Here is a 15282-nt window from a genome sequence, read left to right on the forward strand (position 1 = left end):
GCCAAACCAGCAGCTAAGAAAGCAATAGACGATGCGCTTAAAGCTAAGAACGATGCGATCGACGCAAACGACGACTTAACAGCGGAAGAGAAAGTAAAAGCTAAGGAAGACGCGAAGGCAAAAGCAGACGCAGCGAAAACAGCGATTGACAATGCGACGACAAACGCAGCGGTAGACCAAGCTAAAACTGATGGAGCAACAAGTGTAAGTTCAGTAAACCCAACGCCAGTGGCAAAACCAGCAGCTAAAAAAGCAATAGATGATGCCCTAAAAGCTAAGAATGACGCAATCGACGCAAACAACGACTTAACAGCGGAAGAAAAAGCAAAAGCTAAGGAAGATGCGAAAGCAAAAGCAGATGCAGCAAAACAAGCAATCGACAACGCAACAACAAATGATGCAGTAACACAAGCTAAGGCTAACGGAACAACAGAAGTAAACAACGTAAATCCAACGCCAGTAGCGAAACCAGCGGCTAAAAAAGCGATAGACGATGCACTGAAAGCTAAAAATGATGCGATTGACGCGAACAACGACTTAACAGCGGAAGAAAAAGCAAAAGCTAAGGAAGATGCTAAAGCAAAAGCAGATGCAGCAAAACAAGCGATCGACAATGCAACAACAAATGATGCAGTAACACAAGCTAAAAATGATGGAGCGACATCAGTAGATTCAGTAAATCCAACACCAGTGGCAAAACCAGCAGCTAAAAAAGCAATAGACGATGCATTAAAAGCTAAGAACGATGCGATTGATGCGAACAATAACTTAACAGATGAAGAGAAAGCAAAAGCTAAGGAAGATGCAAAAGCGAAAGCCGACGCAGCGAAAACTGCAATTGACAATGCGACAACAAATGCAGGAGTGGAACAAGCTAAAATTGATGGAGCAACAAGTGTAGATTCAGTAAATCCAATGCCAGTAGCGAAACCAGCGGCTAAGAAAGCAATAGACGATGCATTAAAAGCTAAGAATGACGCGATCGATGCAAACAACGACTTAACAGACGAAGAGAAAACTGCGGCGAAAGCCGACGCAAAAGCGAAAGCCGATGCAGCGAAGACTGCGATTGATAATGCGACAACAAATGCAGGAGTAGAACAAGCTAAGGCTAACGGAACAACAGAAGTAAATAATGTAAATCCAACACCAGTAGCGAAACCAGCAGCTAAGAAAGCAGTAGACGATGCGTTAGCTGATAAGATCAAAGCAATCGAAGCAAATAACGACTTAACAGACGAAGAAAAAACTGCAGCTAAGCAAGAAGCGCAAGATAAGGCAACTGCAGCGAAACAAGCAATCGACAATGCAACAACAAACGCAGGAGTGGACCAAGCTAAGGCTAACGGAACAACAGAAGTAAACAATGTAAATCCAACGCCAGTAGCGAAACCAGCGGCTAAGAAAGCAATCGATGATGCACTGAAAGTTAAGGAAGCAGCGATCGATGCGAATAACGACTTAACAGATGAGGAAAAAGCAGCAGCCAAGCAAGAAGCGCAAGACAAGGCAGCTGCAGCGAAGACTGCGATTGATAATGCGACAACAAACGCGGGAGTAGACCAAGCTAAGGCTAATGGAACAACAGAAGTAAACAATGTAAATCCAACGCCAGTAGCGAAACCAGCGGCTAAGAAAGCAATCGATGATGCACTGAAAGCTAAGGAAGCAGCGATTGATGCGAATAACGACTTAACAGACGAAGAAAAAACTGCGGCTAAAGAAGAAGCTAAAGCCAAAGCAGCTGCAGCGAAGACTGCGATTGACAACGCGACAACAAATGCAGGGGTAGACCAAGCTAAGGCTAATGGAACAACAGAAGTAAACAATGTAAACCCAACGCCAGTAGCGAAACCAGCAGCTAAAAAAGCAATAGAAGACGCACTAAAAGCTAAGGAAGCAGCGATTGATGCGAACAATGACTTAACAGATGAGGAAAAAGCAGCAGCTAAGCAAGAAGCGCAAGACAAGGCAGCTGCAGCGAAGACTGCGATTGACAATGCGACAACAAATGCAGGGGTGGAACAAGCTAAGGCTAATGGAACAACAGAAGTAAACAATGTAAACCCAACGCCAGTAGCGAAACCAGCAGCTAAGACAGCGATTGATAATGCGCTTAAAGCCAAAGAAGCAGAAATCGATGCTCGAGATGATCTGACAGCTGAGGAAAAAATAGCAGCTAAGGAAGAAGCTAAAGCAAAAGCAGATGCAGCAAAACAAGCAGTTGATAAAGCGACAACAAATGCTGATGTTGAAAATGCAAAAACTACTGGGGTAGCAGATGTAAACTCGTTGAATCCAGTAGCAGTTAAGAAACCAGAGGCTAAAAAAGCAGTTGATGAAGCACTTAAAGCTAAAGAAGCAGAAATTGATGCGAACAATGACTTAACAGCAGAAGAGAAACAAGCAGCTAAGGAAGAGGCTAAGAAACAAGCAGATGCGGCTAAGCAAGCAATCGATGAAGCAGATACAGATATTAAGGTTGATGTAAATAGTATATCTGGTTTAAGTGATGTAAATTCATTTAGTCCAGAACCAGTTAAGAAATCAGAGGCTAAAAAAGCAATAGATGCAGCTCTAGAGAAAAAAATAGAAGAAATTGATGCTCGAGATGATCTAACAACTGAAGAGAAATCTGCAGCAAAAGCTGAAGCAGAAAACAAAGCTAATCAAGCAAAAGAAGCAATAGATGGAGCAGATACTGATATTAAAGTTGATGTAAATAGTGTTTCAGGTTTAAGTGATGTAAATTCGTTTAGTCCAGAAGCAGCTAAGAAACCAGCAGCTAAAAAGGCAATAGATGATGCATTAAAAGCAAAAGAAGATGCAATCGATGCGAATGATGATTTAACAGCTGAAGAAAAAACTAAAGCCAAAGCAGAAGCTAAGGCAAAAGCTGATGCAGCGAAAGAAGCAATCGACAATGCGACAACAAACGCAGAAGTGGAACAAGCTAAGACTGCAGGAACAACAGAGGTAGATTCAGTAAATCCATTAGCGGTTAAGAAACCAGCAGCTAAGAAAGCAATAGACGAAGCACTGAAAGCTAAGACTGACGAGATTGATGCTCGCACAGACTTAACAGATGAAGAGAAAACTGCAGCTAAGGCAGAAGCTAAGAAAAAAGCCGATGCAGCGAAAGATGCAATTGATAACGCGACAACAAATGCAGAAGTGGAACAGGCTAAGACTGCAGGAACAACAAAGGTAGATTCAGTAAATCCAACAGCAATAGCGAAACCAAAAGCTAAGAAAGCAATCGATGAAGCATTAAAAGCTAAAAACGATGAGATTGACGCTCGCACAGACTTAACAGATGAAGAGAAAACTGTGGCTAAAGAAGAAGCTAAAGCCAAAGCCGATGCAGCGAAAGAAGCAATCGATAAAGCAACAACAAACGCAAAAGTGGAACAAGCTAAGGCTAACGGAACAACAGAAGTAAACAATGTGAATCCAACACCAGTAGCGAAGCCAGAAGCTAAGAAAGTGATAGATAATGCACTGAAAGCTAAGAACGATGAGATCGACGCACGTACAGACTTAACGGATGAAGAAAAAGCTAAAGCTAAAGAAGAAGCTAAAGCCAAAGCCGATGTAGCGAAAGAAGCTATCGACAACGCGGCAACAAACGAGGGTGTAGAACAAGCTAAGGCTAACGGAACAACAGAAGTAAACAATGTAAATCCGACGGCACAAGCAAAACCAGTGGCTAAGCAAGCAATTGATGAAGCTCTGAAAGCTAAGAACGACGAAATTGACGCGCGTACAGACTTAACAGATGAAGAAAAAGCTAAAGCGAAAGAAGAAGCTAAAGCCAAAGCCGATGCAGCGAAAGAAGCTATCGACAACGCGACAACAAACGAGGGTGTAGAACAAGCTAAGGCTAACGGAACAACAGAAGTAAACAATGTAAATCCGACGGCACAAGTAAAACCAGCGGCTAAGCAAGCAATTGATGAAGCTCTGAAAGCTAAGAACGACGAAATAGATGCTCGCGCAGACTTAACGGACGAAGAAAAAACTGTAGCTAAGGCAGAAGCTAAGAAAAAAGCCGATACAGCGAAAGAAGCAATCGATAAAGCAACAACAAACGCAGGAGTAGAACAAGCTAAGACTAACGGAACAACAGAAGTAAACAATGCAAATCCAACGGCACAAGCAAAACCGGCGGCTAAGCAAGCAATTGATGAAGCTCTGAAAGCTAAGAACGATGAGATTGACGCACGTACAGACTTAACGGACGAAGAAAAAACTGTAGCTAAGGCAGAGGCTAAGAAAAAAGCCGATGCAGCGAAAGATGCTATCGACAACGCGACAACAAACGCAGAAGTAGAACAAGCTAAGGCTAACGGAACAACAGAAGTAAAAGCTGTAGACCCACAACCAGTAGCGAAAACAGAAGCTAAGAAAGCGATAGATGAAGCATTAAAAGCTAAGAATGATGAAATCGATGCGCGTTCAGACTTAACAGACGAAGAAAAGGCTAAAGCGAAAGAAGAAGCTAAAGCCAAAGCCGATGCAGCGAAAGAGGCAATCGACAATGCGACAACAAACGCAGGAGTAGAACAAGCTAAGACTAATGGAACGTCAGAAGTAACTTCAGTAAATCCACAACCAGAAGCGAAAACAGAAGCTAAGAAAGCAATCGATGAAGCTCTGAAAGCTAAGAATGACGAGATAGATGCTCGTACAGACTTAACAGACGAAGAGAAAACTGCGGCAAAAGAAGAAGCTAAGAAAAAAGCAGACTTAGCGAAAGAGGTAATCGACAACGCAACGACAAATGATGCAGTAACTCAAGCTAAAAACGATGGAGAAACAGAAGTAACTTCAGTAAATCCACAACCAGTAGCAAAAACAGAAGCTAAGAAAGCAATCGATGAAGCTCTAAAAGCTAAAAATGATGAGATCGACGCTCGCACAGACTTAACAGGCGAAGAAAAAGCCGTAGCTAAGCAAGATGCGAAAGCCAAAGCCGATGCAGCGAAAGAGACAATCGACAACGCGACAACAAATGCAGCGGTAGACCAAGCTAAGGCTAATGGAGAAACAGAAGTAGTTTCAGTAAATCCACAACCAGTAGTGAAAACAGAAGCTAAGAAAGCAATCGATGAAGCTCTGAAAGTTAAAAATGATGAGATAGATGCACGTACAGACTTGACAGATGAAGAGAAAACAGCAGCGAAAGCAAACGCAAAAGCCATAGCAGATGGAGCGAAAGAGGCAATCGACAAAGCAGCAACAAATGCAGAAGTCGAGCAAGCTAAGGCTAATGGAACAACAGAAGTAAACAATGTAAATCCAGAAGCAGAAGCGAAAACAGAAGCTAAGAAAGCGATAGATGAAGCATTAAAAGCTAAGAATGATGAAATTGATGCTCGTACAGACTTAACAGAAGAAGAAAAAATAGCAGCGAAAGCTGATACAAAAGCAAAAGCTGATGCAGCGAAGACAGCAATTGATAAAGCGACAACAAATGCAGAAGTAGACCAAGCTAAGGCTAATGGAACAACAGAAGTAAACAATGTAAATCCAGAAGCAGTGATGAAGTCAGAAGCTAAGAAAGCAATCGATGAAGCTCTGAAAGCCAAGAATGATGAGATCGACGCTCGCACAGACTTAACAGATGAAGAGAAAACTGCAGCGAAAGCATACGCGCAAGCAAAAGCTAACGCAGCAAAAGAAGAAATTGATAAAGCGACAACAAATGCAGAAGTAGACCAAGCTAAAACTAATGGAACATTAGATGTAACTTCAGTAGATCCGCAACCAGTAGCGAAGCCAGAAGCTAAGAAAGCAATCGATGATGCACTAAAAGCTAAGAATGATGAAATCGATGCGCGTAGAGACTTAACAGACGAAGAAAAAGTCGTAGCAAAAGAAGAAGCTAAGGAAAAAGCAGATACAGCTAAGAAAGCAATCGATAGAGCGACTACAGATGAAGAAGTAGAACAAACTGAGATTAATGGAACAACAGAAGTAAAAGCTGTAGATCCTCAACCAGTAGCTAAAACAGCTGCGAAGCAAGCAATCGATGAAGTTCTTAAAGCTAAGAGTGATGAGATTGACGCTCGTACAGATTTAACAGACGAAGAGAAAACTGCGGCGAAAGAAGAAGCAAAAGCTAAAGCAGATGCAGCAAAAGAAGCAATCGATAAAGCGACAACAAACGCAGAAGTAGGACAAGCTAAGACAACTGGAGTAACGGAAGTAGCTTCAGTAAATCCAAAAGCGTTAGTAAAATCTGCAGCTAAGAAGGCTATAGATGATAAGTTAGCAGAACAACTTAAGGTTATCGCAAATACTCCGGATGCTACTGATGAAGAGAAAAAAGCAGCAGCTGACCTAGCTAAACAATTAGCAGAAATAGCTAAGAAAGCTATTGATGCAGCTAGGGAAAATGTAGATGTGAAAAAATTAAAAGATAACTCTAAAGTGGGAATTGAAGAAGCAGTACCATTTGTAGAAGACAAACCTAATGCACGAAAAGCCATAGATGAAGAAGCGAAAGCTAAGAAAGCAGCTATTGATACTAGAACAGATATTTCTGATAAAGTGAAAGAACTTCTTAAGGCTGAAGTTGATGGAATTGCAACACAAGCTAAAAAAGAAATCGATGCAGCTTCAAGTGTTGATGAACTTAACAAGATAGAAGAAGCTAAGAAATCAGAAATCAAAGCTGTGGAAGAAGTTAGAGTTCCTGCTGAAAAAGTAATTGTAGCAGATCCGACTAATTTAACGGACGAAGAAAAAGCTAAAGTATTAGCGGCTATTAAATCAGTAAATCCAGATGCGAAAGAAATAACGCAAGATGAAAAAGGAAATGTTGTAGTAGTGACTGCAAACGGTCATAAACAAGTTATTTCAGCTGCACAAGTAACAAAAACAGAAGCAGATCTTGTTAAAGAAAATGCTGGAAATGTAGTTAATACACCTGTAGCTAAGACGGCTGTAGCGGATGTAACAAAACTAACAGAAGCAGAGAAACAAGAAATTATAGCTAAAGTTAAGGCGGTAAATCCTGGAGCAACAGTAGCTATTGATGAAAAAGGCAATGTTATTGTGACTAATGGAGAAGGTTTAGTATTCGTACTTCCAGTTCTAGATTTAGTTATTCCAACGGATAAACTGACTGATATTACTGCGAATAGTAAGGTTAATACACCTGCAATAAGAACGTTAGTAGCGAATAAAGGACGATTAACGCCAGAAGAAATAGCTAAAATTAAAGCGGTTATCGAAGAGATTAATCCTGGAGCAATAGTTGTGGTAGATTCAAAAGCAAATGCCACTGTGACTACAAGAGACGGTAAGTCTATGACGATTTCTTCAGACGTATTAGTTAAAGATGTTGCAGATGTAGCTGTTAAGAATAACGGTGAGAATATTAATCTTGACTTTGATAAAGAGCTAGTTGCTGACATTAACAATCTAACTGAATCTGATAAAGAAAAAGTTAAGTTCAAGGTGTTAGGAGCTATAAGAGAAGCGGTAGAACTTATCGTTGATGAAAAAGGAAATGCTACCGTGATTCTTAAAGATGGTAGAACATTTACTATTTTAGCTAAAGATATCTTTGAACAACGTAAAGAAGTAACTGTAAACTTACCTGAAAAAGTTAAGGTTAAAGATGCTTCAAACCTTACAGAAACAGAAAAAGAGGCTGTTAAACAAGCTTTAATAGCTGCAAATCCAAACTTAAAAGATGCTAAAATTACAATTTCAAACACAGGAGAAGCGACGATTGTTTACCCTGATGGACAAGTGGTAGTAATTTCAGCTAAAAACCTAGTAGTTGCTGAGAAAGTAACAGGTGTTATCGTTGAAGGTAACTCAGGAACTTATACAAAAGAAGATAAGAAGCCTACGATAGATTATTCAAATGATAACACACCTAAGTTCAATGCTAAGAAAGGTCAACGTCTAGCGAACACAGGAGAAGCTGAGACTAATACTGGATTAGCAGGGTTAGGAATGGCGCTTTTAGGTGGATTACTTGCGATAGCGAAGCGTCGTAAGGAAAAAGAAGAATAAATATCTAAAAACTGAATATATAGTATTTAGAGCAAATATAGAGTACTCTGAAGTTAAGTGTAAAAATTTAACTTCAGGGTATTTTTTTATGTGAAAAGTAGAAGAGGTAGTCTTAATCTGCCGATTTCAATTCAAAAATATTCGTTAAAAATCGACATTAGATTTAATGTATTATATTTCATATTAATTAAAGTAGTAGAATTGATAAAAAAACAATTAATATTATATTGTGTTGAAAAGTATAAATTTTTAGAGTTTTGTGATTTACAGTAAATAATAATTGTAAATCGAATAAAACTTATCGGTTTTATTTTTAAAAACTATGATAACGATTTCCTAAAAAATACAGTCAAATACTCATTTTCTAGGGAGATTCATATTTTAAAATAAATAAAAACTACTTAATTTACTTACTTTCGTTTATAATATTTACATAAGTTGATGTAGTAATATTTGTAGGGTTTGAGTTATAATTTTAAATAACTTGTATATAAGAGATAATATATATAACTAATATTATTTACTATTTTTTGTTTGAAAATGAGTATTTAAAGTAGACATAATTCACTAAATTTGATAAAATAACTTATAAGATTAACTAGAATTAAGAATTCATAGTTAATTAGTTAATAATATTACTTGAATGTAGAATTGTGTATTTTAATTATTTAGAAGAGAAGTTATAAGGAAAATATAGCGTAGTGAATGCTATATTTTTTGTGTTTTTTTAGAATACAATGTATATACAAGAAAAAACTTTTCACATTAGAGTAAAAATAAACTTAAGAAACATATATTAATTTTGGAGGGAAAAATGGTAGGAAAGAATAATCAATACTTAAAAACTACTAAAGAAGGTACAAGAGTTGAATCTTATTCAATTAAAAAATTCAAAGTCGGTACTGCATCAGTAGTTATTGGTGCGAGTATCTTTTTAGGAGCTGGAGCAGTAGCTCAAGCATCTGAAGAAGTGTCAAACAACACTACTAATGATAACGCAACAAACGCAGGAGCAAAAGAAGAGGCTCCTAAAGCTGTAGAGAAAGCAGCAAAAGTAGAAAACACTAAAGAAAGTGTTGCTGCAGCAGTAGCAGCAAAAGTAGGAGCAGAAACTCCTAAGACAGAAGCGAAAGCAGAAGTTAACAAAGGTGCTTTAAAAGATGCAATCACTGCATTAGAAAGTAATGTAAAATCAGCTCCAGACGCAGATCAAGCAGCAGTTTCAGCAGCTAAAGAAGCATTAGCAGTAGCAAAAGCTGTATTAGCTAATGAAGCAGCTACACAAGCTGAAGTAGATGCACAAGTGCAAGCAGTAAAAGCTTTAAACACAGTTGTAACTGAAGCTCAAGTAAATGGAGTAGCAGCGAAAAACGAAGTTAAAAAAGCAGAAGAAAAAGCTAAATCTGAAGCAAAACAAACTGCAGAAGTAAAAGAAGCTAAAAAAGAATTAACTCAAGTAGCTTCAGAAGCAGAAGTAACTAACAAAGTTGCTAAAACTGAATTAAGCAAAAAAGACTTAAAAGTAGAAGCAAAACCAGCAGTAGAAAAAGCTGTAGTTAAAAATGAAGAAGCTCTAAAAGTAGCTAAAGAATTATTAGGAAACGATAAAGCTACAAAAGAACAAATCGCTAAAAGTTTAGAAGAATTAAGCAACTCTATTAAAGCGGTATACGCTGAATTAGAAAATGCGGGAGCTAAACGTAACGGTAAATTTGACGTAGTATTAGCTGATATAGCTGATACAGTAGCAGAACCACCACTTTCAGAAGATGAACAAATTAATCACTGGAAAAAATACGCAGATAAAAATACTGAACGATTAACTAAACAAATCAAATGGTTCGATATTGCTAACAGTAAAGCAACAGTAGAAAATCTTGGTGCAGGAGATACTCTTCAAGTAGGAACTAAATTTACACAAGAAATTTCACCAGGATATGTTGTAACATTAACAGTTACTAAACTAACACCATTTAACTCAACTGATGAGTACAAAAAACGTGGTGGAGCAGGATATGATGCCAATGCTATTAATGAGTACAAAGATGGAACTCCAGCTGAATTAAAAGTTGTAACACAAGGAAGTTACTCTGTTGCAAAAACAAACGGTATGGATACTAAAGGTAAAACAGTTATTCAATCTGTTAAAGATGGAGCTAACGTAGGGGTGGAATTCTCTGTTAAATCTACTTTAAACGGAAAAGAAGTGCCTTCGAACGTTGTATTCTTAACAGGGGAAGAAGCAGGTTCGTCAGAAGTTGAAATCTATAAAACAGATGGAGATGGATTTGAATTAGTAACTGAATTATCAAATACAACACCAAGATATAGTACTGCTCGTTCTTATACTGCAGAAACTTATGAATACAGAACATTGCCTTCTGCAGGACATGGGCAAGATGGTTATCGTAAACAATTTGGGGTAGAATATACTCTTAATGGTTCAGGGAAACAAGCTTTTGAAAAATTCAAAGCAGATAAAGCTGCAGGATTCTTTAATACGACAGTGACATCAGATACAGTTATTGCAATGAAAGCAGAAGATGGTAAATATCACACAGATGGATTAGGAACTCAAGTTTTCGGACCGGTATCAACTCACCGTGACTCAGGATTCTCTACTCCATTAGTAATGACACGTAATGCTAAAAACATCGGTATGTATATTTTCTCTGCAGGTCAACAAGGATCTATGTTAGGGTTCATGGTTCTAGATGAAGGGGATGCTCCAGCTTCTTACGGAAGAGTAGCTCACTCTATCTCTAAATCTGATGGACAAAAACAACCATACTTAGGATCTGTTCCGGCTGACGTTGACGTACGTACAACACCTATCAACAAAACAACTGCATTTGTATACGATGATATCAATGGTATCGGTGCCGCGGATGAAGGTGCTCGTCAATTAATGGGTGACGAAGTGGCCCCAAACGATAACTACAAACTTAAAAAAGTTAATGATGGAACATACTCAATGACATTCGATGCTCACTTAGACGGAGAAGCTAAAGCTTACGTTAATGGTTGGATTGACTTTAATAACAATGGTAAATTCGATGAAGGTGAAGCTGCAGGGGTTACTGAAGTAACACAAGATGGAAAAGTTACACTAACTTGGACAAACAATTTCCAAAACGTAGACACAAGTGCTACTAAATTAGCTACTCGTTTACGTATTGCTTACGATAAAGCTGACGTTAAAGAACCAACTGGTATTGCGTACTCTGGGGAAGTAGAAGATTTCCAAATTCAACAAACAATTCCACCACGTGGAACTAAAAAAGAAACTACAGATGTACAAGGTGCAACTCAAACATCTACTGTAGCATTCAATGCATATGGTCAAAAGAACTATGATTTTGATAAAGATAATGCTATTGATACGACAGTTAAATCACAAATCGTTAAACCTGACGGATCATTAGTAACAGATGCTGAATTGGTAGATGGATACTATGTAGTACCAGGACAAGGTAAATATAAAATTACTGATAACGGTACAAATGTAGATGTAGAATTTATCCCAGAAGCAAACTTCGTAGGTACAGCAGATGGTATCACAATCCGTCGTACAGACATTAACGGTAACACTACTGGTTGGGGTAATGAAGGTCGAGAAATTATCGGAGGAGCAGGAGAAGCGAAAGATCAACTAGACCTAGTAAGTGACCAAGTTCAATTAGCTGGACTAGCAGCTAAAGGTTCTATGGATGGTCGTTATATTCCAACAGTAACTCCAAAAGAAATCAAAGGAACACCAGAAACATCAACAGATATCCAAGGTAAACCACAAACAAAAACACCTAAATTCTCAATCGATGTAGATAAAGATGGTGATGGAACAGCACCAGATGCAGTAACTCCAAGTGCACAATACCCTGCTAAATTAGTAGATCCAGCAACTGGACAACCAACAGATGAAAAAACAGTAACAGTACCGGGTGAAGGAACTTACACAATTGATCCTGAAACAGGAGCTGTAACATTCACTCCAGAACCACAATTCACAGGAACTGCTAAAGGTATTGACGTATCATTAACAGCACCAGTAGGTCAAGATAAGAATGGTCAACCTGTAACAGCTACAGCTACTGCAAAATACACTCCGACTGTAACACCTGTTAACCCAACAGCAACTCCAGCTACTTCAACAGGAGTACAAGGTGAAACTCAAACTGGTAAACCAACATTTACAGAAGGAAATACAGAAGTTCCTATTAAAGAAAACTCTGTAAAATTATTAAATCCAGATGGAACAGAAGCAAATGGACCAGTAGATGCTCTAAATCCAAGTGGTAAAAAAGTTGGGGAATACACTGTAGATCCAACAACAGGTGTAGTAACATTCACACCAACAGATAAATCTTACACAGGACCAGTACAACCAGCTAAAGTACAAGCTGAAGATAAGAATGGAACAAAAGTTTCTACAACTTACACTCCAAATATCGTAGGAGTAACACCAACAGCAACACCAGCTACAAGTGAAGATGTTCAAGGTAAGACTCAAGAAAGCACAGTTTCATTCGAAGGTGGAAAAACTACAATTGCAGGTGAAGAAAAATCTGTAGATATAGATCCAGCTACTTATACTCTTCTAGGTGAAGATGGACAACCCGCTACAGAAGTCCCAGCTAAAGATCCAGAAGGAAACGTAATTGGTAAATACACTCTTAAAACTGTAGATGGAAAAGCTGTTGCAGTATTCGAGCCAACAGACAAAACATACTCAGGAGATGTACAACCAGTACGTGTTCAAGCTAAAGATAAGAACGGAACAGCTGTAGAAACAACTTATACACCGAAGATCACTCCGGTAACACCAACAGCAGAACCAGCTCAATCAGTAGCTATCCAAGGTGAAACTCAAAAAGGAACTCCAACATTCGCTCCTGGAGACACTATTGCTCCAATTAAAGAGAATTCATACAAACTTCTTGATAAAGAAGGAAATGAAGTTCCAGCAGGACAAACAACTCCAGCATACGCTGAAGATGGAGTAACTCCAGTAGGTACTTACTCAATCGACCCAGCAACAGGAGAAGTAACATTCACACCAACAGATAAATCTTACACTGGTAAAGTTTTACCAGCTGAAGTTCAAGGTGAGGATACGAATGGAACTAAAGTTTCTACAACTTACACTCCATCAATCATTCCTGCACAACCGACAGCAGAACCAGCTAAAACTGTTGATGTTCAAGGTGCAACTCAAACTGGTAAGCCAGTATTCCAAGGTGGAACAGCTATGGTTAACGGTGAAGAGAAAACTGTAGAAATCGACGATACAGTACCAGCAAAATTAGTAGATCCAAAAACTGGAGATAAAGTAGATTCACTAACTGTAGAAGGAGAAGGAACTTACACAGTAGCTCCAGATGGAACAGTAACATTCAAACCAGAACCACAATTCACAGGTGTAGCTAAAGGTGTTGAGGTAGTTCGTCAAGATAAGAACGGAACTCCAGCTAAAGCAACATACACACCAGAAGTTAAACCAGTAACACCAACGGGAACAGATGCTGTAACTGAAGATATTCAAGGTTCAACTCAAACAGGTAAACCTGAATTCAAAGGTGGAAAAGTAACAATTAACGGTGAAGAAAAAACTGTAGAAATCAACGAAGACAAACCAGCTAAATTAGTAGATCCGAAAACTGGAGACCCAGTTGATTCAGTAACAATCGAAGGAGAAGGAACATACACAGTAGCTCCAGATGGAACTGTAACATTCACTCCAGAGAAGAACTTCACAGGAAAAGCAACAGGAGTAACAGTTCAACGTGAAGATAAGAACGGAACACCAGTAACAGCTAAATACACTCCAGTTGTTAAGAAAGCAACACCAACAGGAACAGACGCAGTAACTGAAGATGTTCAAGGTTCAACTCAAACAGGTAAGCCAACATTTGAAGGTGGAAAAGTAACAGTAAACGGTAAAGAAAAAACTGTAGAAATCAATGAAGATAAACCAGCTAAATTAGTAGATCCAAAAACTGGAACTCCAGTTGATTCACTAACTGTAGAAGGAGAAGGAACTTACACAGTAGCTCCAGATGGAACAGTAACATTCACTCCAGAGAAAAACTTCACAGGTAAAGGAACAGGAGTAACAGTTCAACGTGAAGATAAGAATGGAACACCAGTAACAGCTAAGTACACTCCAGTAGTTAAACCAACAGTACCAACAAGTACAGACGTAATTACTACAAATGTTCAAGGTGCAACTCAAACTGGAACACCAACATTTAAAGGTGGAAAGGTAACAGTAAACGGTGAAGAAAAAACTGTAGAAATCGACGAAACTGTAAAACCAACATTCGAAGATGGAACAACTGAGAAGAAAGTACCAGGAGAAGGAACTTACACAATCGATGAAAATGGAACAGTAACATTCACGCCAGAGAAAACTTTCAAAGGTCAAGCTACAGGTGTAACAGTTAAACGTGTTGACAAAAACGGAACACCAGTAACAGCTAAATACACTCCAGTAGTAATTCCAGTAACTCCAACTTCAAAAGATTCTGAATCAGAAGGACCAAAAGGACAACCTCAATCAGGAACACCAACATTTGAAGGTGGAAAAGTAACAATCAACGGTAAAGAAGTACCAGTAGAAATCGACGAAACTGTAAAACCAACATTCGAAGATGGAACAACTGAGAAGAAAGTACCAGGAGAAGGAACTTACACAATCGATGAAAATGGTAAAGTAACATTTACTCCAGAACCAAACTTCGTAGGAAAAGCATCAGGTGTAACAGTTAAACGTGTTGACAAAAACGGAACACCAGTAACAGCTAAGTACACTCCAACAGTACGTCCAGATACTTCATATGTTGATAAAGATGGAAACCCATTATCACCAACAGAAGATGGAACTAAACCAACAAAAGATATCCCAGGATACAAAGTAGTTAAAACTGAAGTAGACGAAAAAGGAAATACAAAACACATCTATGAAAAAGTTACAACAACTCACAAAGATAAAGATGGAAATGTAATTCCAAACTACCCAGTTGAAGAAGGAACAAATCCGAAGAAAGATATCCCAGGATACCGCTTCGTAGAGACTAAGAAACTTCCAAACGGAGACGTAGAACACGTATACGAAAAAGTTAAAACAAGTCATAAAGATAAAGACGGAAATGAAATTCCAAACTATCCAACAGAAGACGGAGAACAACCGAAGAAAGATATCCCAGGATACCGCTTCGTAGAGACTAAGAAACTTCCAAATGGAGATAC

Annotated in this window: 2 protein-coding genes; both read left to right on the forward strand. The window is 38.6% G+C overall.

Features of this window, described 5'->3' with window-relative positions; genetic code table 11:
- A partial coding sequence (locus O3884_RS08580; RefSeq protein ID WP_371452929.1) for a DUF1542 domain-containing protein occupies positions 1–8034 on the forward strand: 8034 nt, incomplete at its 5' end.
- An 814-nt stretch (positions 8035–8848) separates the two neighbouring features.
- Positions 8849–15282 (forward strand): Ig-like domain-containing protein (locus tag O3884_RS08585; protein WP_371452931.1); only part of this gene is annotated, 6434 nt, incomplete at its 3' end.

It is taken from the genome of Gemella sp. 20925_1_85 (assembly GCF_041433735.1).
Classification (GTDB): domain Bacteria; phylum Bacillota; class Bacilli; order Staphylococcales; family Gemellaceae; genus Gemella.